Here is a 19,401-nt window from a genome sequence, read left to right as displayed (position 1 = left end):
AGCAGTTCCCGTTGAAAAGAAAAGAGGATTCTACTCCTTCTCACAGAGCCGTCCGTCTCGCAGGACGCCCACCCGGTCGGCCATAAATCCGACCACATCACGATCGTGGGAGATGAAGAGATACCCCATCCCGCGGTCTTCCCGAAGGTCCCGGAGTAGCCGCAGGATCTGTGCCTGCACGGATACATCCAGGGCCGAGGTCGGCTCGTCCAGGAGGAGGTACTCCGGTTCGAGCAGAAGAATCCGTGCAAGGACGAGGCGCTGGTTCTGTCCACCGGAGAGCTGCGTCGGCGTCCGTGCAAGGACATCGGGGGTGAGGCCCACCTGATCGAGGGCATCTTTTATCACCGCGCTATGCTCCCGTGCGGGCACACGAATCAATCTGAGCACATCGGATAGCGATCGTGCGGTCGGTTTTTTCGGGTTCAGGGCGGCGGTCGGATCCTGGAACATCACCTGCACCCCCCGCCGGAAAGCGGCGAAGGCAGATCGGTCCATACCTTTCAGCGGAGAACCCTGATAGACAACTCGCCCCTCACGGGGCGTCTCCAGACCTGCCATCACACGTGAGAGGGTCGATTTTCCCGAACCGGATGCACCCATCAGCCCGTAGGTCTCCCCCTGCCTGAGTTCGAGGGTAACATCGTCGAGGATCCGCCTGCCGGGAGGCGAGAGGATTCCGGGACGATAGGAGACAGTAATTCCTTCGGCCTTCAGCGGCATCGCCAGCACCTCACGGACTGTTCCCCGGAGACGAAGAGCGGGGGATGTTCACCGGTGCAGCATTCCAGACGGTCCGGGCAGCGCGGGTGGAACCGGCAACCTCCCGGAAGGGCAACGGGCGACGGGGCCAGTCCCGGTACAGGGACAAACCCGTTTTCCGGGAGGCTCCCCACAAGCCCTCGTGTATAGGGGTGCAGGGGAGAGGAGAGCACCGTTTCAGGCGACCCCTCCTCCACCACCTCTCCTGCGTACATGACGGCAATGGTGTCGGCCATGGCACGCGCCACTGAAAGATCATGGGTTATCAGGAGCAGAGCGGACCCGGCACCGGACAGACGACCGCCAAGTTCGGCGACGACCCCGTCCACCCGCTCCCGGTCAAGCCCCTTTGTCGGTTCATCGGCGATAAGGAGATGAGGATCGAGCACCGTTGAGGCCGCTGTTACGAACCGCTGGTTCATCCCGCCCGAACTCTGGGAGGGATAGAGCGCCATTACTGCTTCCGGGTCTGGAAATCCCAGGCGGGAAAGAACGCGGGATGCCGTGCCAAGACTTTCCTCTTTCCCCACCCGCCGGTGAAGGCGCAGGGGTTCGGCCACCTGCCTGCCGATCCGGTGAAGAGGGTTGAGGGCAAGGGAGGGGTTCTGGAATATCACGCCGATACCCGCTCCGCGGATCTTCTCCATCGCCTGCTCATCAAGGGACAGAAGATCCGTATCCTGAAACCGGATGTTGCCCTCAACCTCTGCTGAAGGTGGCAGGAGACGGGCGATGGCATGGGCAACGACCGACTTGCCGCACCCGCTCTCCCCGACCAGCGCAAGAACCTCTCCTTCCCCGAGGGAGAGGGAGACGCCGTTCACCGCACGGACCGTCTGGTTCCCACGGAACGTCACATTCAGATCGCGGATCTCAAGGAGAGAGGTCATTCCATCCACACCTCCCGGTGTTTCTCCCGGGAGGAGAAACTGATGGCGGCAACAGCAATGACACAGAGGGTGATGCAGATGCCGGGAGGAAGATACCACCACCACATCTCCCGGATGAATCCGCCCTTTGAAAAGGCGTAGGAGATCATCATTCCCCAGCTCTGCATGGTGGGGTCCCCGAGCCCCAGAAATGAGAGGGAAGCTTCAGAGATCATTGCAGCAGCCGTCGCAAGCATGAACTTGGGGGCGACCACGTGAAGGATGTTGGGCAGCACCTCCGATCCCATAATCCAGAAGGGGGAGAAACCCATGCATCGGGCGCTCATCACATACCCCGTCTCCCTCACCTGCAACACCTTCGAGCGCACGACACGGGCGATCGATTCCCACCCGAGGAGGCCGAGGACGAGGATGAGGAGCCACACCCCCGGCCTGAGAAACGCCGCGAGAATGATGATTAGGGGGATCTTCGGAATGATCATGACGACATCGGTCGCCCCCATCAGCACCTCATCGACGCCGCCCCTGAGGTACCCGGCCGTGATCCCGATACAAAGACCAATTCCTGTTGCAAGCGCCGCTGCGGCAAAGCCGACAAAAAGTGAGATGCGGGCGCTGTAGATCACCTCGGTCAGGATATCTGTCCCGATGTCATCTGTTCCGAGGAGGTGTTCGGGAGACGGGTCCTGGTACGGATAGGAACGCTCCTTCGGTCCATAGGGGGCAAGAACCCCGGGGATCAGCGCCATGACGATGAAGCAGACGAGGAGCAGTACCGCCCATCGGTTTACCCCGGTCATCGTCCCGCCTCCCTGAGCCGCGGATCGATACGCGCGCAGATGAGGTCTGCAGCGAGATTCGCGGCAATGACAGTGATTGCAATAATGAGGAGGGCGCCCTGGAGGAGCGGGTAGTCACGGCCCATCACGGCATCGTAAATAAGGGTTCCCATACCATTGAGGGAGAAGACGATTTCCACGAACAGCGCGCCCGAGAAGATGAAGCCGAAGTCGAGTGCGACCTGGGTGATGAGCGGAAGGGAGGCATTCTTCAGGACATGCCCGAAGAGGACAAAACGGTCAGAACAACCCTTTGCACGGGCGTACAGGGCGTACAGGCTCCCACCTTCCTGAAGGACACTGCCCCGCATGATCAGGATGTTGCGGGATGCCGCAAAGAGCGTGAGGACGAGCACCGGCAAAAAGAGGTGCCAGGCAATGCTTCCGATGGTGGGCTCGTCATAGAGTCCTTTGAACGGAAAGAGCCCCAGCCGGAAGGAGAAGAGGGAGAGAAAGAGCAGGGCGAGGAAGTACGGCGGCGTGCAGGATATGGCAAGCGAGAGAACCGAGGTCACTCGTGACCCTGTTCGCTCCGGACGCCAGCCCGCAAAGGCACCGATACCCAGTCCTATCGCTGCACCTGCAACGACCGCGATGCCGGTAAAGAGGAGGGTCCAGCCCATCCGTGGCAGAAGGAGGTCCAGTACCTGCCCATTGAGGTGGTAGGAATATCCCAGATCACCGTGGCAGAGAGAGGAGATATATGACCAGAACTGCGCACCGATGGGGAGATCGAGTCCCAGTTTCGCCCTGAGTGCCGCCAGTGTCGCCTCTGTCACCATGGTATCTTCTCCGATGAGATTCATCACCGGATCACCGGGCATCGCTCTCGGCAGAAGGAAGTTAAGAATAACGATAAAGAACAACGAGACGGCATATCGGATGCAGCGGGCACCAATAAACCCCATTCCGTTCACATCTCCGTCCGGCCGTTCGTCGCAACGGATATCAGTGCATCGGTGACGCTGCAGCGCACCGCTACGGAGTCCTGTGTCCGGACGACCCTTCCTTCCATATCCAGGAAGGTCAGGATCTCATCCGGGGTTCGTTCCCCGTCATGATATTTCCTGAGAAGCGTATCGAGGGGGAGGGAGAACTCCCGCACAAAAAACTCAACCCGGTAGCCATATCCCATGACATCCAGCAGGCTGGTGATATAATGGGAGCCCGGCCGGGGGCCGTCCCCTCTTACGAAACAGTCAAGGGGGTCGGAGGCTCGCGCCCGGTACGCGAGAAATATCCCCACACCGGTACAGTCGATCATTGCCTGGAGAAAACCCCTGAGGTCGGGATCGATCATCGAGTATGCGGCAATCGCGTAGTCGACCGGACCCGCAGTGGCGGCAGCGGACGGACCCCATACATCTTCGATGTACCGGATGCCGGTACACCCGTCTGCGGTTGCCTTCCGGCGCAGCATGTCCAGATGATAGGAGGACGGATCGAGAGCAGTCACCCTACAGCCACGTCGGGCGAGCGGAAGCGAGAGTGCCCCTGTCCCCGCCCCGATATCAAGAACTGACGCCCCGGAAGGGATGCACTCACAGATTCGGTTTCCCATCCGGCCGGGATATCCGGTCAGGGCACTCCATGCATCATAATCCCCGAACCCACGCCAGAAATCATCGTGACTCGTACCGTCCGTCCGGAGAGTACGGTAGTAGGTGGAGGTGATGAGACCTTCTCTCCACCCTTCCAGGAGCTCATCCACCTTATACTGGCCTGACATTGAGGAACGTCTCGATATCGTAGATGCCAAAGAGCGGTTCGTAATACCATCCGGTATAGGCACGGTTGTACGGAATCACATCATTCTTCCAGTACAGGGCAATTGCCGGGAGATCATCATTGAAATATCCCTGTATCTCTTCTCCGTAGGTCTTCAGCTGCGCCTGGTTCGTCGTTGCGAGAATGTTGTCGCATAATGTGAGATACTCCGGATCGTCAAGGTTATGCAGTACGCCCTTTCCGGTCCTCCGGGAATCAAAGTACCCGGTGCCCCATCCCGCGTGCATCAGCATGCCCCACGGTGTGGTGCTCGTTACCGTCAAGTCGTACTCATAGTTGTCCTTAAGGTCAAACCAGGTCGTTGCGTCGACCTGATGAACCGTCGCGCCGATGCCGACAGCCTCGAGGTACTCTTCTATCAGCTGGCCGTCGCGTTCGAAGCCGGTGCGCACCAGCAGGTCGAGGTCAATATCCTCGCCGTTGTATTCGACGATGCCGTTATTATTCTCATCAAGGTACCCCGAATCGTTCAGGATCTGCCGTGCACTCTCCGGATCATAGCTGAGCTGTGGGGTATCGATGTAGTAGTCCATACCTGGCGGCACAAAGCCGCGGTTGGGGATGGTGCCGTAGCCGAGCGTATCGACGGTGACAAGTTCCTGATAATTGATCGCGTCCGCCATCGCCTCCCGGAACTGGAGATCATTCATGGGCGCACGTTTCAGGTTCGGTGCAAGGAACGTCAGACCGATACTCGTCTCCTCAAGGGTGCTGAACTCGCCCGTATCGAGCAGGCGCTCGACACTGGCATACGGATAGGATTTTGCATACCGGTAGTAGGTATCGACTTCTCCCGATTCAAGTGCCAGGGCGGCCGCATCGTCATTTGCGAACCAGTGCACCTCCACCGTGCCGAATGACGGTTCTTTGCCCTGCCAGTGGTTGTTCTTTTGGAATGTCAGTTTCGCCGCATTCAGGTCAATGCCCTCCAGATAGAAGGGACCGTTGCCGACGAAGGGCCCACTCTCAGTATAGGCATTTGGATCCGGAATGTTCTCCCAGATATGTTTCGGGATGATGTTGTAGGTCGCAAACTCCAGATTGATCCGCGTATAGGGGCTATCAAAGGTGAATGTGACTGAATTATCCTCATCCGATACGCTTGTCGAGACAAGGGTCTCCTTGATCCATCCCGCATCGGCACAGTGCTCTCCGAGATACTCGAACGAGAATGCCACATCCTCAGGCGTCACCTGCTTGCCGTCACTCCAGTAGAGGTCATCTTTGATATAGAACGTCCACTGCCTGTTGTCGGCTGAGACTTCGTAATGGTCGGCGGTCAGCCCGACGAGATGTCCGGTCTCGTCCATGCGCATCAGGGGCATATTCGAGAGATGGGAGAAGATGCCGACATAGTAGTCACCATAGAAGTTTGTTTCCTTCACCACATTCGATGTCGCAAATCTCAGCACCTCGGAATTCCATTCGGGTCCGGGCAGGCCGAGGTAGGTGCATGCAGCCGTCTGCATCTCAATCGGTGCGAGGTGTATAACGTCTTCGCCCAGATAGGTCGCCTCCATGTACGGTACAATCGCTCCCGCAAGCTCGTCATGGGTCATTTCTGTCACATCTGCTGCAGCCGGAGCAACGACGGTCATCAGACAGAGTGCGCAGATGACCATGGAAATGGTCAGAAATCTTCGAATCATATTCATTTATCCACCTCATTCCCGGTTTCATTCTTTTTCAGGTACCAATACCCACCCAGCAGACAGACTATGATGAAAATCAAAACAATACCGCCGAAAAGGGCAGTACCTGCGGATTCCGTCTCTCCGGTCTCACCGGCGGCTTCGGTCTGCGGAACGGAAGCATCGGCATCAGCGGGCACAGAAACCGTGGCCGATGCCTTCACGCCATCTCCGGTAGTATCCGATGTGGACACCGTAAGTGCACGTCCGCTGATCGCAAATACCGAGAAACCCGGCACGGACGCCTCGTACATCAGTACCGTATCGGTGTCACCGGAACGGACCCGTTTCGTCTGGAGAGTAGTCCACCCGTCGTGATAGCGCATGAGAACGATACTCGCCTCCGAGATGGATTGTTCCTCAATCCATGAGCGATCCACCGTGAACCGGACCATTGCCCCACTGATATCATCGTCGGAACAGCCGGTAAGATCCATCTCCAGGTATTGGAAGGCAGTGTATTCAACTGCCGGGACGCCGTCGGGGCAGTCAATGGTCCTGACATAGAATGAAGATTCATCCAGAGAGGACGGACCGGTCAGGGTCAGCGACCGAACAGCCGTACCTTCGACCGTAAATGTTCTTTCACATACATCACCTGAGGCTGACAGGGTTGAGGTCACATTCTCCGTTGGTGTAGCGGTCACGGTGGCACTGCCAATATCCACATCGTCATCCGAAGAGCTCCCGCCGCTACGACTGAACACTGACACCGTGCTGCCGGCAATCGTTCCATTCGTCAGTGCTGCGACATCGGCCCAGATTCCGTCAATCGTCTGGCTCCCCAGACGGGATGGTTTCACCGTGTAGACGATTTCTTCTTCATCCACAACGGAAAAGACCACATGCTGTCCGGAAACATCCGTCTGTTCAGCAGGATGTTCAGTCGAGACAAACAGAAGCCCGTCCGGAAGCGTTTCGATGATACCACCGGCATCGAGCCCCTCTATCGAAAGTGTTACCGTGAAGTCCTCCCCCAGATAGGAGGACATGGGTATCGAACGGGTGATAGTGATGTCCTCTGCTGCCGCCGGCATGACCACCAGCATCAGTATGAGAACCATAACCGCAGAAACCGCATTTCTGGTTGACAATCTATGCACAATCATAACAATAACCAATTTAGTATGATCATGTAAGATAACAATAATAAATTATTTCATTTAATCTGAAAAGTGAATGAATAAATTATAACATAACTGAAATTTACTGGATTACATAATAATGGAGACTGGTGCCGATACGATCCACCCCATACCCGAGTATAAAACAGATTCTGTCGAGAAAGAAAAGGTACAAGTGTCCATATGGGGACGACGCGAATAAAAGAACATCGTCAGGGAAGATACTCACCGGAAGGGATGGACGATACCCAGCCGTCTCTCGCCCCTTTCTTTTCAGGAATATAGGTGAGGTGTCAGCGAAGGCCAGAAACGTCCCGATCCCTCCCACAAGGGCCGCCCCCATCTCATTCACCCTTTTGCAGACCAGCAACCGGATGCAACGGGATGATATAGGGGCATTCGACATCGCTGCTGATTCGTGCCTCGATGCCATAGACCTGCCTGATAACGTCTTCTGTGAGCACCTCCCGCGGTGCCCCGTATCCACACAAATTCCCCTCGTTGAGAACCACTATGCGGTCGCAATACCGGGCGGCGAGGTTGAGGTCATGCAGTGACATGACGACCGCGATGTTACGGTTTTCCGCGAGACCCCGCGCCACCTCCATCACCTCCATCTGGTGACGAACATCCAGACTGCTGGTCGGTTCATCCATCAGGATGACCGGCGTTTCCTGGACAATGGCCCGGGCGATCATCACCCGCTGCCGTTCTCCCCCGGAGAGCTCCTTCACCTTCCGGAAGGCAAAATCCTCTACACCGAGCATCTTCATTGCATGATAGACCTTCTCTTCATCCTCAAGGCCGGTCTTCCAGTTCAGATACGGCCGCCTGCCCATCATGATCGTCTCATAGACGACCGATGAGAGCCCCTCGGGAAAGGACTGAGGTACGTAGGCAATTTTTCGTGCGATGGACATCCGGTCCATGGATGCGACATCCTCGCCGAATACCCGGACCTCACCCTTCGGCTGCAGGATACCATCGATGCACTTGATTATCGTCGTCTTCCCCGACCCGTTCGGTCCGACCACCCCCAACACCTCACCTTCTTTCGCTTCAAAGGAGACCCCGGAGAAGACCGGCTTCTTCCGGTAGGTATACGAGAGACCCTTAACCGTTATCGCTACCATCCGGTATCACCCCGTTTCATGAAGAGATACAGGAAGAACGGCACGCCCAGAAACGCCGTCATGATCCCCACCGGAATCACCGCAGGATAGATCAGCGTACGGCAGAGATTGTCGGCACCGAGGAGAATCGCCGCCCCCACAAGACCGGATGCCGGTACCAGCCACCGGTGATCACTCCCGATTGTCATGCGGGTGATATGCGGGGCGACGAGCCCGATGAACCCGATGGTGCCGGTGAATGCAATGATGACCGCCGTAATAATGGAGGCTATCATCATGAAGACCGTCATCGTCCGCTCGACCGGGACGCCGACACTCTTTGCAATCTCATCACCCTCGGCAAGCGCATTCAGGTCCCAGGCGCGTATGACGATGTAGGGGACCAGTACCGCGATGACTGCCGTGACAATGAGGAGTTTCGGCCAGGTGGTCGCGGAGAGGGAGCCAAACATCCAGTACACCACCGCAGCCGCCTGATCCGACGACCCGAAATACTGGATGAGTGACGTGATCGCGGAGAAGAGATACATGATGGCAATGCCGGCGAGAATTAATGAAGAGGAGGAGAGCCCTTTCTTCCGTGCCATGCCATAGATGAGAAACGATGCGGCGATCGCGAAGAGGAACGCCATCACCACCACGAGCAGATTCGCGCTCACGATGGTCACGCCGGCAAGGAGAATGATCGCAACCGATGCACCGCACGACGCCGCAGAGGATATCCCCAAAGTGAATGGACTCGCCAAAGGATTGCGCAGGATTCCCTGCATGATAGTACCCGCGATCGCAAGCCCGAATCCGGCTACAAGCGCAAAGAGAACCCGGTGGAGACGGATATCCCAGACAACGATCTCTGCAGTATCGGGCGTGGCAGTGGACACCGCCCCCGAGATGAGGTAGGCAAGCCTCGCGGAAAGCCCGTCCCAGAGGGCACGATAGGAATCGGCGATCGTCAGTTCCCCCGACCCGAGCGTGATCCCCACGAGTGTGAGCACGAGGAGAATCCCACCCATCCCCAAAAAAAAGAAGATGCGTTTGGATTTTATGCGGGACGATTCACGGGCGAAATCTTCGATGGTTACCGTCATTCATCCGTCCCTGACTATGCCACCGGATACACGAATACACCGTGTGACGAGAGATCGTAATCACTGTGCTGATAGGTGGTGAGATACTCCTGGTGAACGTCCTCAGGATTCACATCGGCAAACATATCCGGGTAGAACCATGTGGCAAGGTAGAGAATGCCGATGAAGTGTTTCGGTCCGCCGAAGATGTCGCTGTCAATGATGTAAACACGGCCGTCTTTGACCGCCGCCATGGAATTCCATCCCGGTCTGGCGAGGAGGCCCTCATAGACCTCCGCCGTTCGTGTGGTGTCATCATCCGCATACCCTCCGAAGTCCAGAACTCCTGTTCCCTGGAGTTTCAGGACGACCTCTGGGTCGGCAAAGAGCACGGATTCGGGATTCACCTCAGGATATGACGGTGTTGCGTTTCCGAAGATATTGTGGCCACCAGCCATGATAATCTTGTCATGGTAACCGGACCCTTCTGCACAGCTCTTGTAATCATCTGCGTTTTCGAAGTACACCGTCACCCGCTCATCCTCCGGGATGGTCGCCACCCTGCCGGTGACCGTATTCATCTGCTGTGTATAGAAGGCGACGAAATCACTTCCTTCATCCTCCCGGTCGACCGCTGCGGCGAGAAGGCCGACCTCTTCGGCATAGGTCTCAGGGTTGAAGAGATCATAGCGGAGTACGTGTATAGATGGGTCCATGGACTGGATAGTCTCCTGGATTTCATCCCCTTTGCTGTCCATGAAATCCGCATATATAATGACGGTATCCGGGGAGAGCGAGATTATTTTTTCGTAGTCCGGCGACCAGATACTGCCGACATTCGGCATCCCTGCATATTCCGGGAAGAAGACCGGGTCTTCCAGGATGTACTTCCCGACACCCACCACCTTCGTGCTATCAAAGCCAAGGGAACGCAGCGTCTCGGCGGTCTCCCCGTTCATCACGACAGCCCGGTGAATAGGTCGCGTCAGGGTGACAGTCTGACCGGAGAAGTCATGAACGGTCTTTGCGGTCTTATTCCAGTAGGTATAGACATAGGCACCATCGGTGAGGTCCGCATAGAGACCTTCATCCATACTGGTGCCTGCATGTTGCCGCTCAAGATAATCAAGAATCGCTGAAGCCATCTCATCACTGCCGATGGTGCCATCGCCGTTCACATCAAGCGGGAGAGCTCCCGTGTCTGCTGCGGCAACGGGCACAGTGACCATAGCGATAGCAATGGACAGGACTGCTATATTCAGAAACATCGCCAGGAAATAGTTCCCTCCGATTAATCTCATTGTGACCCCTCCTCTCTCCTGCGGGAATACACATCCACAACGGCAAATGCCACGATGACCGTGAATGCAATCCCCACAAAGGGGCTCTGCGTCACCGTTGCTGACGGCTGATTCGCATCATCCTCTACACCAGAATTTCCAGAAGCTGAAACAGATACCTCTCCCGCATCTGAAACCGTTATAACTGTCTCACCTGAGACGCCATCTGCGAACTCTTCCCACGAGAGCGAAAGTGTTCCCGGCTGAAGATCCGCACAAATGATACGGAAGGAACAGGCATCCTCATCGACAAGGGCATAGAAAAGCGTATTTCCATTCATCTGATACCGGCTTTCTGAGAGTGTGGTGCTGACAATGTTAGCAGGGCCCGGAAAGGATATTGAGATGCCTACAGGCCCGCCATCTGCACCATCGCAGGAGAGCAGGTATTCATTCTCCGCACCAGCCACCTCCTCGAGACTAAAGGAAAGCCCTGATACACCATTCCCTGCAGAAGCGGGGACGAAGGCACAGCTGATGAGTACTAAAGATACTATGACTGATATGATGAACCTGGATATCATGTAGTAGTTAAGAGTACCTTTCCATTTTAATAAAATAGTTCCGCATTTTAATACGAAATGCTATGTTAGTGAGTAACATTCGCCGATAACCACCATCAATCCGTTCTCCCGGGAATAAGAACGAATCCCATAAAAACACCCTGCAACACCAAAAATCGGAAAAACGCCTTTAAGCAAAATTTTTTACAAAAATCGAAAAAAGAAGGATAAAATATCGACAAATCATACCGAACGTATTATATTTCAGGATAGAATTCCAAGTCCTGCCCAAAATGATCCTGATAACCGTTGTACAGACCATCATCCCGGCACGGCACCTAACTCTGGAATTAGGTTCCCGAAAATAATACAGTCCATTATAAATGAGAATACTTATGTTAAATAGTATGAATATTCAACATAAATGTGTGAATACATGGTGGCACATATACAGGATGAAACCTGAGGAATGGGATGAGCGTATCCTGCATCGAACTTCCATTTGTGTCCCTTTTGAGGTAACCAAAGTGGTGAAGGTATGAAAAAAAAACAAACATTTAGCCCTGAAAAGCGTGACAGAACAATTCTTCTCCTCGCACTCCTGCTTATGGTGTCGATTGTGCCGGTGGGTGCAATTTCACCAGCCATGGATCTGAACGTAACGGATATCTCCCCCAACAGCGGGGCAGGCGGCGATCTCTTCGCAAACGAGCCGAACACCATCACGGCAACGGTAAAGAACGAAGGGATAACGGATATAGGCGCATTCACCGTTCGCTTTGATGTCGCAGGAACAGAATACACCGCTGACGTCGACAGTCTTGCAGCGGACACCTCCACTGCCGTCATGATAACAGACGCCACCCTCCGTACCGGCGGCGACAGCGTCATTGTCACCGTCACGGCCGACACAGACGGGCAAGTTGAGGAGACCTCTGAGCCGTATAACAGTCTCACCACGACACTCACCGTATACAACAACGGATACAAGGGCAAGCGATGGACCGACGGAGATGACCAGGATACCGTGGCATCCTATGACGGACACTACAACGTGACCTGGTCTGCCGGAAACACCGCATATAACAACAAATTATGGACGGAACAGACATACAACTGGTCCGCCGAAGACCTCCCCGTGCCGGAAGGGGCGACCGTCGTGAACGCACGTCTCTACCAGGCATGGACATACAACAAGATGGGCACTGACCCGACGTTCACCATGTCCTTCAACGGAGACGTCGTACAGCCGGCGGAGAACTACCAGGATATCAAGGGATTCGGATCGTACAGCTTCCCGTACGGTATGTATGTCTATGATGTGACCGCTGCCTTCGACACCGCGGGCAACGTCATGACCATCACACCAGAGGCGGACAACGACTACGGCATATACGGCGCATACCTTGTCGTCGTCTATGAAGACCCGGAAACCGCACCAAGGGCAATATGGCTGAACGAAGAGTTCGATATGATTTACTCATACACGACATACTCAGTGAACGATACCGAGGCGACCGTATTCGCACCGTTCACCGGTGTTGTGACAGACGAAGTCGAGAAGGCAACCGCAGTGACCATCCTCGGCGGTGCGGGAGATGAAAACAAGAGCGCATTCATATTCAACGGACAGGAATACGAAGGATTCTGGACAGACTACCTGAGAGACCCACAGGTTGGATTCTCTGTATACGACGTCACGGACGCACTCACGGACGGAGACAACGAGGCGGCGATGCAGAGCAGGATGGTGGAGAACAAGGGCGACAATATGTATGCCATGACCACCATCCTCATGGCGCAGTCCGCGGATGTCGACCTGAACGTAACGGCCATCACCCCGAACAGCGCTGCGGGCAATGACCTCTTTGCAAACGAGCCGAACACTGTATCAGCAACCGTGAAGAACAACGGAACGACGGATGCGGGAGCATTCACCGTCATCATTGATGTCGCAGGAACCCAGTACACCGAAGAGGTAAGCGGCCTCGCGGCTCACGCATCAACCACCGTGACCGTTGCGGACCCCAGTATCCGCACCGGTGGAGATTCGGTCACGGTAACCGCGACCGCGGACACTGCCGTAGCGGTAGAGGAGTCGGATGAGACAAACAACGCACTCACGAAGACACTCACCGTATACAACAACGGATACAAGGGCAAGCGATGGACCGACGGAGATGACCAGGATACCGTGGCATCCTATGACGGACACTACAACGTGACCTGGTCTGCCGGAAACACCGCATATAACAACAAATTATGGACGGAACAGACATACAACTGGTCCGCCGAAGACCTCCCCGTGCCGGAAGGGGCGACCGTCGTGAACGCACGTCTCTACCAGGCATGGACATACAACAAGATGGGCACTGACCCGACGTTCACCATGTCCTTCAACGGAGACGTCGTACAGCCGGCGGAGAACTACCAGGATATCAAGGGATTCGGATCGTACAGCTTCCCGTACGGTATGTATGTCTATGATGTGACCGCTGCCTTCGACACCACGGGCAACGTCATGACCATCACACCAGAGGCGGACAACGACTACGGCATATACGGCGCATACCTTGTCGTCGTCTATGAAGACCCGGAAACCGCACCAAGGGCGATATGGCTGAACGAAGAGTTCGATATGATTTACTCATACACGACATACTCAGTGAACGATACCGAGGCGACCGTATTCGCACCGTTCACCGGTGTTGTGAAGGACGGAGTAGAGAAGGCAACCGCAGTGACCATCCTCGGCGGTGCGGGAGATGAAAACAAGAGCGCATTCATATTCAACGGACAGGAATACGAAGGATTCTGGACAGACTACCTGAGAGACCCGCAGGTTGGATTCTCTGTATACGACGTCACGGACGCACTCACGGACGGAGACAACGAGGCGGCGATGCAGAGCAGGATGGTGGAGAACAAGGGCGACAATATGTATGCCATGACCACCATCCTCGTCGTGGAGACACCAGACACTACGCTGCAGGCAAACTTCACCGCAACACCATCCTACGGCACTGCCCCCCTCACGGTCCGGTTCACGGATCTCTCCGTAGGCGCCACCACATGGGCATGGGACTTCGAGAATGACGGCATCATCGATGCAACCACACAGAACGTGAGCCATACCTACGGAACAGTAGGCCATTACTCCGTAAACCTGACAGTGAGTGACGGAAATGATTATGACACAAAAATCCGACCGGAATACATCAGCGTCACCGCACCGTATTCGGATGACAGTGGAGATGACGATGCAGTTCCTGCATCCATTACGAGCCGGAATACCGGAACCCTCCTGACATCACAGGAAGGCAAAACCCTCAGGACCACCACGGTCATCGCAAAGGACGGAATTGCCTCGCTTAACATCGGGATAAATACCTACGCCCTGGACAGCTCGGATAATCCACTTAGTGAAGTGACAATCACGCCTCAGGCAGATCTCTCGGGGAAGTCACCGGGTACCACCTTCAGCTTCACAGGAAAGGCATACGAGTGCACCCCATCCGGTGCACAGTTCTCCCCTGCCATCACCATGACCTTCAGCTTTACCGAGGAAGAGTGGAACGCGCTTTCCGGGAAGACGCCCTCCCTCTGGTACTTCGACAAAGCGGGGAACAAATGGGAGGAGATCCCGGTTACCATCAATGCCGCTGAGCGGACGGTGACCGCACAGATTACCCATTTCAGTCTGTTCGCCCTCTTTGCCAGTGCAACCAAGGAGATATCACCGGAATCCACCAAACAGCCGTCAGATATCCCGATTCCGACACAGGCACCAGTTAATACTCCGGAACCATCCGTGACACCAGGTTCGGAAACCACACAACCCACCCCGACCGCCACACCCGGCTTTGGTGTTTTACTGGGAGGATTCGGACTGCTTCTTACCGCCCTGGCAACCAGGATCAGGAAGCCATAATAATCATTCCTCTTTTTCTATCCAGTAATTCGGTCATTTTAAATACCGCATCTGCATATCATTGCGTTGGTGAAAAATAGTGACTGAAATCATTGAGAATGAAGGTGCAGAAACGATTGGGTTCACTCCATCGTGGTGGACATTCGTTCTCCTCGGAATCATTGCAGTAATATTTGGGATCTTCTGTGTCGCCATGCCGGCATATGTTACCCTCTTTTTAGGCTACTTCATCGGGGCATTTGTAGTAGTCTGGGGCATCATGACCATCGCACAGGCATTCCAGCCTCATGAGGGCGGCACAGGACGTTCTGTTGCACTTATCATTCTGGGCATACTTGCTATCATCGTTGGTCTGATGGTCTTCACGAATATACTCAGTGCATGGTTTACGATTACCTATCTGGTTGCCTTCTGGGCAATGCTAACCGGAATTACGAATCTTTTCCAGGCCTTTACCGGGAAAGACAGTACCTGGTACAAAATACTTCTCGTAATTGCCGGGATCATCGCCATCATTCTTGCATTCTATGTGCTGCTGTACCCCCTGACAGTGTTGGCCTTTATCTATGTTCTTGGAATCTTTCTGATTGCATGGGGTGTCGTGGTCGTGATTACCGGTCTTATGACACAGAAATAATTATTTCTTTTTTGATCATATTCAGGCTAACCAGATATCAGCCATTATTCAATCAGAGCTTCGATGCACGTCATAACAGGAGCAACCGTCCACCTATCATCTGTCAAAGAGATAACCTGAATATTATTTAGCGGTCAGCGCCATACATGTCAATATCATGGCATGGACGATCAGAACAGAAAAACCCGAAGATGCTGCAGGTATTGCTAAGGTTCTCACCGACGCATTCAGCCGGAAAGATGAGGCGGAACTAGTAGCTGCGATACGTAATTCCGATGCCTATGATCCTGCACTGTCACTTGTTTGTGTTGAAGACGGGGATATCGTCGGCTATGTACTCTTCTCACCGGTGGTCATTCGTACGGCAGACTGCGATGAGACTCCCGCCCTTGCCCTTGCCCCGGTGGCTGTCCTTAGAGCGTTCCAGAAAAGAGGGATTGGTACCGCACTCATCGAAGAGGGCATTCATCGTTCACATCAGAAAGGAGCAAAGATAATCGTTGTCCTGGGCGAACCAGGATATTACCGCAGGTTCCGTTTCGAATCAGCAAAAGAGCATGAAATAGAACCACCATGGGATGTGCCGGAAGGATACTTCATGGTCCTCGGCCTGGAAACAAATGTTCTGCGCGATGTGCACGGTGTTGTCCATTACCCAGAGCCGTTCACACAGATTGTGGATGTCACTGAATAATCCCGCAAAAGGTATCTAAATATGGCACGCAAACTCTCAGAAAAAGATCAGGAGATCCTGAAAAAATGTGCACCGGAATGTGTTGAGCTCTTCTGTTCGGAATCCGGTGCTCCTTATCGCTCTGTTCTGCCGCCCTTAGCAAACCATTACGCCACAGATGCGGATGATTTCAGGGAGCGAATCTCCCGCCTGACCCCAGATGAGCTGAAATATCTCACTGGACTCATTCTCAGTGGTGAAGAAAGTCTCTGCTGCCTTTCTCCGGTTTACTTCGCCTCATTTCTGGATCAGATCACTAAACATCTTGGCAGGAGTGCCCGGCGTGAGATGCTGAATGCCTACCGCAGCAGTGAAGACTGTTTTATTTAAAAACAGGTTCCCAAGGTATACCACAAAAATTAACTCAGAGATGTATCAGAGAACAGAACTGAATGCAAATAACAGAGAAACCACTAACGGGCAAACTGTTATTGAGGAGAATGATATGAAGATTACAATACGCAGTTTTGCCCGGTTCCGCGAGATATTCGGAGAAGCGCGAACGATTGAAACAACCGGTGATGCCAAACCAAAAAATGTCCTGTACAGCCTTTGTGAAGATGAGGGGTGCACAGAGTTACTCTTTGTCCCTGACGGCACGCTGCACCCGCATATTACCGTTATGCTGAACGGGAAGCGGCTTTCTGCAAGGGAGACAGAAGAGACTACCCTGACAGCCGGCGATGTACTGGTAATCTACCCACCAGTATCAGGAGGATAAAATCCATGATTTCCATACAGAAAGAAGATATTGATATCGGGTCACTCATACAGCAGTCACGTGATATAGACATGGGTGCCCAAGTGGTCTTTGTTGGCACCGTGCGTGACGACGGTATTGAAGCAATCGAGTTTGAGGCAGACCGTGAGACAGCAATCGCTGATCTCAGAGCACTTGCAGCAGAAGCAATGGATAAATTCGGACTCATATCGGTTGATATCATTCACCGCGACGGCCTATTAGAGAAAGGGGAGACTATTCTTGTCATCATTGCCGGTGCCGCCCACCGCGAAGAAGGATTTGATGGGTGCCGGTTCATCATCGAAGAGATCAAACGATATGTGCCGATCTGGAAAAAAGATATCACCGCCACAGGCGAATCACACTGGCACGATTAGCCGCAAAAATTTTTACCGAAAATGAGCGGTTGAATAAGACGGTCCAGATATCAGGAAGACTAAATATTCTTTTTTAGCCACAATCCCCCAATCCTGACATCAATGACTGCAGGTATTTTGTAGGACAATACCAGGCCATATCATGCTGTAATCCTGATACCACGCTCAAAGATATTTCTCTTAACCACCTGGGTGGGGGTGCCATCACGTTCTGTAGTACAAAAAGACCTCCCTTTCACTGTCTCCCTGGACCGAACAATGCAATGGTATTCACACGGCTGCTGTGAACCATAAAGAAAATATCCGGACGGCAGCATTATTTCTCCCGATCACCGGTATATTCCATTTTAGAGGCATTTATCCGGGGACAGCAGGGGAACAGCATGTTTCGCTCCCCGGATGTCATACCCGTTTTTTTGAAAAAACTTTTAACGTGTACATTCTGCTTTCCGGACTGTTTTAGCAATTTCCCAGAGTATATTCGCTTCTTTTCCAGCATAACTCCTATTTCAGGAAGAAAAAGGAGAGAATTCCCAGCATAATTAATCGAAAATGGGAGGTACATATCCGGAAATAGCTCTCACATGCAAATCATAAATAGGTACAAAAAAGATCAGGGAGAAGTATCCTGAAGGATACTGCTTTTTCCCCCGAACTCCTCAACACAGATCCGGTACACACCTGTCAGAATTGCAAGTGCCAAAGGGCCATAGAGAAAACCCATCACTCCCATGACAGCGATACCACCAAACAGGGCAATAAATATCAATACAGCATTGAGTTTTGAACGTTTTCCCATCAATACAGGGCGCAAATACCAGTCCGGAATCGCACACAGGAGTGGCCATCCTATAACCAGGATCAACGCAAGCCCGAAATAATCCCCAAGCGAGAGCGCATAGACTGCAAGAAAAGCAATGATTACTACTGGCCCAAAGACAGGGATTAATGCAAATATTCCACATATGACCGACCAGAACAACACATGCCCGTATCCAAGGATCATAAAGAACGGCAGTGCAGCAAAAAAGACAATCAGCGCAATTCCAACATGGACAATAATCAGAGAATATAGTGAATCCGAGATTAGCGCATTGAGAATGGATATTTTTGGTTTTGATTCTGTGGGCACAAGGGACCAGATTTCATGAAACATACGTTCCCCGTATAAAATAAAGAGGTATAGAAAAAGGAAAAGAATCATAAAAATAATTGAGTAATAGGCGGTTGCGCCCAGAATCTCACCTATAGAGCCCTGCACTGCGGTGATAATACCATTGATTATGGACTGAAGGTCAAAGACCACCGGATTCACATCCAGGCCCAATACTCCTCCGTCTATGGAAAGCAAGGCAAAGATACTGTTAACAACCTCCTGTATATATTCTCCGTTTGCAAATACAGCACTCAAGGAGACCATTAACATCACAACAATAAAGATGACCACACCGGTTGTGATAAGAAAGGACGAAAAAGCCGGTGGAAGATGTTTTTTTATACTATTATGGAAGGGTATCAGAACCGTTGCCAGTGCTCCTGAGATGATGAGGGGATTGAGCAGGGCACGAAACATTACCGTGATCAAAAGAATCAGAATAACCGATATGCCAACGACAAACCAGTCTCTCCTCTTTTTTTCAAAATTCATTGCTCATTTATACCTCATTCCCTCATATAAACAAACCGTAACCTGGAAAAATAATCCCTGAATCCGGCGAAAATTTCCAGACGTTATTCTCTGTTCAAAAATAGTAACGTAATTCGTATTATTTAATCTAAGTGTCTCCGGGTTGGAGAATATCAGGTATTATTTTTCTCCCTTATGCTCATTTACTGCCGCATTC

Annotated in this window: 19 protein-coding genes; 6 read left to right on the top strand and 13 right to left on the bottom strand. The window is 53.1% G+C overall.

Features of this window, described 5'->3' with window-relative positions; genetic code table 11:
- Nucleotides 1-30 precede the first annotated feature (30 nt).
- The 11 genes from OU421_RS07455 to OU421_RS07405 all read right to left on the bottom strand — a co-directional run bounded on the left by OU421_RS07455 (nt 31) and on the right by OU421_RS07405 (nt 11,158).
- Nucleotides 31-723: an ABC transporter ATP-binding protein gene (locus OU421_RS07455; RefSeq protein WP_268185443.1), complete on the bottom strand. Its 693-nt coding sequence runs from the start codon at nt 721-723 to the stop codon at nt 31-33.
- On the bottom strand, nt 714-1,652 hold the full coding sequence (locus OU421_RS07450) for an ABC transporter ATP-binding protein (protein ID WP_268185442.1): 939 nt from the start codon (nt 1,650-1,652) through the stop codon (nt 714-716). Before OU421_RS07450 ends, OU421_RS07455 begins: the two co-directional genes overlap by 10 nt.
- On the bottom strand, nt 1,649-2,452 hold the full coding sequence (locus OU421_RS07445; RefSeq protein ID WP_268185441.1) for an ABC transporter permease: 804 nt from the start codon (nt 2,450-2,452) through the stop codon (nt 1,649-1,651). Before OU421_RS07445 ends, OU421_RS07450 begins: the two co-directional genes overlap by 4 nt.
- On the bottom strand, nt 2,449-3,399 hold the full coding sequence (locus OU421_RS07440) for an ABC transporter permease (RefSeq protein ID WP_268185440.1): 951 nt from the start codon (nt 3,397-3,399) through the stop codon (nt 2,449-2,451). Before OU421_RS07440 ends, OU421_RS07445 begins: the two co-directional genes overlap by 4 nt.
- A 5-nt stretch (nt 3,400-3,404) precedes the next feature.
- Nucleotides 3,405-4,220: a class I SAM-dependent methyltransferase gene (locus OU421_RS07435; protein WP_268185439.1), complete on the bottom strand. Its 816-nt coding sequence runs from the start codon at nt 4,218-4,220 to the stop codon at nt 3,405-3,407.
- Nucleotides 4,204-5,928 (bottom strand): ABC transporter substrate-binding protein, encoded by a 1,725-nt coding sequence (locus OU421_RS07430; protein ID WP_268185438.1) that lies wholly within the window; start codon nt 5,926-5,928, stop codon nt 4,204-4,206. The genes OU421_RS07435 and OU421_RS07430 overlap by 17 nt, the downstream gene beginning before the upstream one ends.
- Nucleotides 5,929-5,930: 2 nt before the next feature.
- Complete coding sequence (locus OU421_RS07425) at nt 5,931-7,034, bottom strand: PGF-pre-PGF domain-containing protein (RefSeq protein ID WP_268185437.1); 1,104 nt, start codon at nt 7,032-7,034, stop codon at nt 5,931-5,933.
- A gap of 404 nt (nt 7,035-7,438) precedes the next feature.
- Nucleotides 7,439-8,227: an ABC transporter ATP-binding protein gene (locus OU421_RS07420; RefSeq protein WP_268185436.1), complete on the bottom strand. Its 789-nt coding sequence runs from the start codon at nt 8,225-8,227 to the stop codon at nt 7,439-7,441.
- Nucleotides 8,221-9,315, bottom strand: a complete 1,095-nt coding sequence (locus OU421_RS07415; RefSeq protein WP_268185435.1) for a FecCD family ABC transporter permease — start codon at nt 9,313-9,315, stop codon at nt 8,221-8,223. The genes OU421_RS07420 and OU421_RS07415 overlap by 7 nt, the downstream gene beginning before the upstream one ends.
- A 14-nt stretch (nt 9,316-9,329) precedes the next feature.
- A complete protein-coding gene (locus OU421_RS07410; protein WP_268185434.1) occupies nt 9,330-10,595 on the bottom strand; it encodes an ABC transporter substrate-binding protein in 1,266 nt (421 codons plus the stop codon).
- A complete protein-coding gene (locus tag OU421_RS07405) occupies nt 10,592-11,158 on the bottom strand; it encodes a hypothetical protein (protein ID WP_268185433.1) in 567 nt (188 codons plus the stop codon). The genes OU421_RS07410 and OU421_RS07405 overlap by 4 nt, the downstream gene beginning before the upstream one ends.
- A 517-nt stretch (nt 11,159-11,675) precedes the next feature.
- Between OU421_RS07405 and OU421_RS07400 the strand changes: the two genes are divergently transcribed.
- The 6 genes from OU421_RS07400 to OU421_RS07375 all read left to right on the top strand — a co-directional run bounded on the left by OU421_RS07400 (nt 11,676) and on the right by OU421_RS07375 (nt 17,557).
- Entirely contained in the window at nt 11,676-15,068 is a 3,393-nt protein-coding gene (locus OU421_RS07400) for a DUF3344 domain-containing protein (protein WP_268185432.1), read from the top strand.
- A 79-nt stretch (nt 15,069-15,147) separates the two neighbouring features.
- Complete coding sequence (locus OU421_RS07395) at nt 15,148-15,705, top strand: HdeD family acid-resistance protein (protein ID WP_268185431.1); 558 nt, start codon at nt 15,148-15,150, stop codon at nt 15,703-15,705.
- Between the two features lie 157 nt (nt 15,706-15,862).
- On the top strand, nt 15,863-16,399 hold the full coding sequence (locus OU421_RS07390; RefSeq protein WP_268185430.1) for a GNAT family N-acetyltransferase: 537 nt from the start codon (nt 15,863-15,865) through the stop codon (nt 16,397-16,399).
- Nucleotides 16,400-16,420: 21 nt separating this feature from the next.
- Nucleotides 16,421-16,768, top strand: a complete 348-nt coding sequence (locus OU421_RS07385) for a hypothetical protein (protein WP_268185429.1) — start codon at nt 16,421-16,423, stop codon at nt 16,766-16,768.
- Between the two features lie 115 nt (nt 16,769-16,883).
- The gene (locus OU421_RS07380) at nt 16,884-17,159 is read left to right on the top strand and encodes a MoaD/ThiS family protein (RefSeq protein WP_268185428.1); all 276 of its coding nucleotides are present in this window, start codon (nt 16,884-16,886) and stop codon (nt 17,157-17,159) included.
- Nucleotides 17,160-17,164: 5 nt separating this feature from the next.
- On the top strand, nt 17,165-17,557 hold the full coding sequence (locus tag OU421_RS07375) for a molybdenum cofactor biosynthesis protein MoaE (RefSeq protein ID WP_268185427.1): 393 nt from the start codon (nt 17,165-17,167) through the stop codon (nt 17,555-17,557).
- A gap of 316 nt (nt 17,558-17,873) precedes the next feature.
- Here OU421_RS07375 and OU421_RS07370 read toward each other — a convergent pair whose 3' ends face one another.
- Together OU421_RS07370 and OU421_RS07365 are read right to left on the bottom strand one after the other, a co-directional pair.
- Nucleotides 17,874-18,122, bottom strand: a complete 249-nt coding sequence (locus OU421_RS07370; RefSeq protein ID WP_268185426.1) for a hypothetical protein — start codon at nt 18,120-18,122, stop codon at nt 17,874-17,876.
- A gap of 48 nt (nt 18,123-18,170) precedes the next feature.
- Nucleotides 18,171-19,205 carry an AI-2E family transporter gene (locus OU421_RS07365; protein ID WP_268185425.1) on the bottom strand — a complete coding sequence of 345 codons (1,035 nt, stop codon included), beginning with the start codon at nt 19,203-19,205 and terminating at the stop codon, nt 18,171-18,173.
- Nucleotides 19,206-19,401 lie beyond the last annotated feature (196 nt).

Source organism: Methanogenium organophilum (assembly GCF_026684035.1).
GTDB lineage: Archaea > Halobacteriota > Methanomicrobia > Methanomicrobiales > Methanomicrobiaceae > Methanogenium > Methanogenium organophilum.
This window is presented reverse-complemented; position numbering and strand designations above follow the sequence as displayed.

Bases quoted from the DNA above. Each gene is read 5' to 3' on its own strand.
- OU421_RS07375 (WP_268185427.1), top strand. From the start codon at position 17,165: ATGATTTCCATACAGAAAGAAGATATTGATATCGGGTCACTCATACAG.
- OU421_RS07430 (WP_268185438.1), bottom strand. From the start codon at position 5,928: ATGATTCGAAGATTTCTGACCATTTCCATGGTCATCTGCGCACTCTGT.
- OU421_RS07455 (WP_268185443.1), bottom strand. From the start codon at position 723: ATGCCGCTGAAGGCCGAAGGAATTACTGTCTCCTATCGTCCCGGAATC.
- OU421_RS07365 (WP_268185425.1), bottom strand. From the start codon at position 19,205: ATGAATTTTGAAAAAAAGAGGAGAGACTGGTTTGTCGTTGGCATATCG.
- OU421_RS07425 (WP_268185437.1), bottom strand. From the start codon at position 7,034: ATGGTTCTCATACTGATGCTGGTGGTCATGCCGGCGGCAGCAGAGGAC.
- OU421_RS07415 (WP_268185435.1), bottom strand. From the start codon at position 9,315: ATGACGGTAACCATCGAAGATTTCGCCCGTGAATCGTCCCGCATAAAA.
- OU421_RS07405 (WP_268185433.1), bottom strand. From the start codon at position 11,158: ATGATATCCAGGTTCATCATATCAGTCATAGTATCTTTAGTACTCATC.
- OU421_RS07440 (WP_268185440.1), bottom strand. From the start codon at position 3,399: ATGGGGTTTATTGGTGCCCGCTGCATCCGATATGCCGTCTCGTTGTTC.
- OU421_RS07370 (WP_268185426.1), bottom strand. From the start codon at position 18,122: ATGTACCTCCCATTTTCGATTAATTATGCTGGGAATTCTCTCCTTTTT.
- OU421_RS07400 (WP_268185432.1), top strand. From the start codon at position 11,676: ATGAAAAAAAAACAAACATTTAGCCCTGAAAAGCGTGACAGAACAATT.
- OU421_RS07410 (WP_268185434.1), bottom strand. From the start codon at position 10,595: ATGAGATTAATCGGAGGGAACTATTTCCTGGCGATGTTTCTGAATATA.
- OU421_RS07450 (WP_268185442.1), bottom strand. From the start codon at position 1,652: ATGACCTCTCTCCTTGAGATCCGCGATCTGAATGTGACGTTCCGTGGG.
- OU421_RS07390 (WP_268185430.1), top strand. From the start codon at position 15,863: ATGGCATGGACGATCAGAACAGAAAAACCCGAAGATGCTGCAGGTATT.
- OU421_RS07435 (WP_268185439.1), bottom strand. From the start codon at position 4,220: ATGTCAGGCCAGTATAAGGTGGATGAGCTCCTGGAAGGGTGGAGAGAA.
- OU421_RS07380 (WP_268185428.1), top strand. From the start codon at position 16,884: ATGAAGATTACAATACGCAGTTTTGCCCGGTTCCGCGAGATATTCGGA.
- OU421_RS07385 (WP_268185429.1), top strand. From the start codon at position 16,421: ATGGCACGCAAACTCTCAGAAAAAGATCAGGAGATCCTGAAAAAATGT.
- OU421_RS07445 (WP_268185441.1), bottom strand. From the start codon at position 2,452: ATGACCGGGGTAAACCGATGGGCGGTACTGCTCCTCGTCTGCTTCATC.
- OU421_RS07420 (WP_268185436.1), bottom strand. From the start codon at position 8,227: ATGGTAGCGATAACGGTTAAGGGTCTCTCGTATACCTACCGGAAGAAG.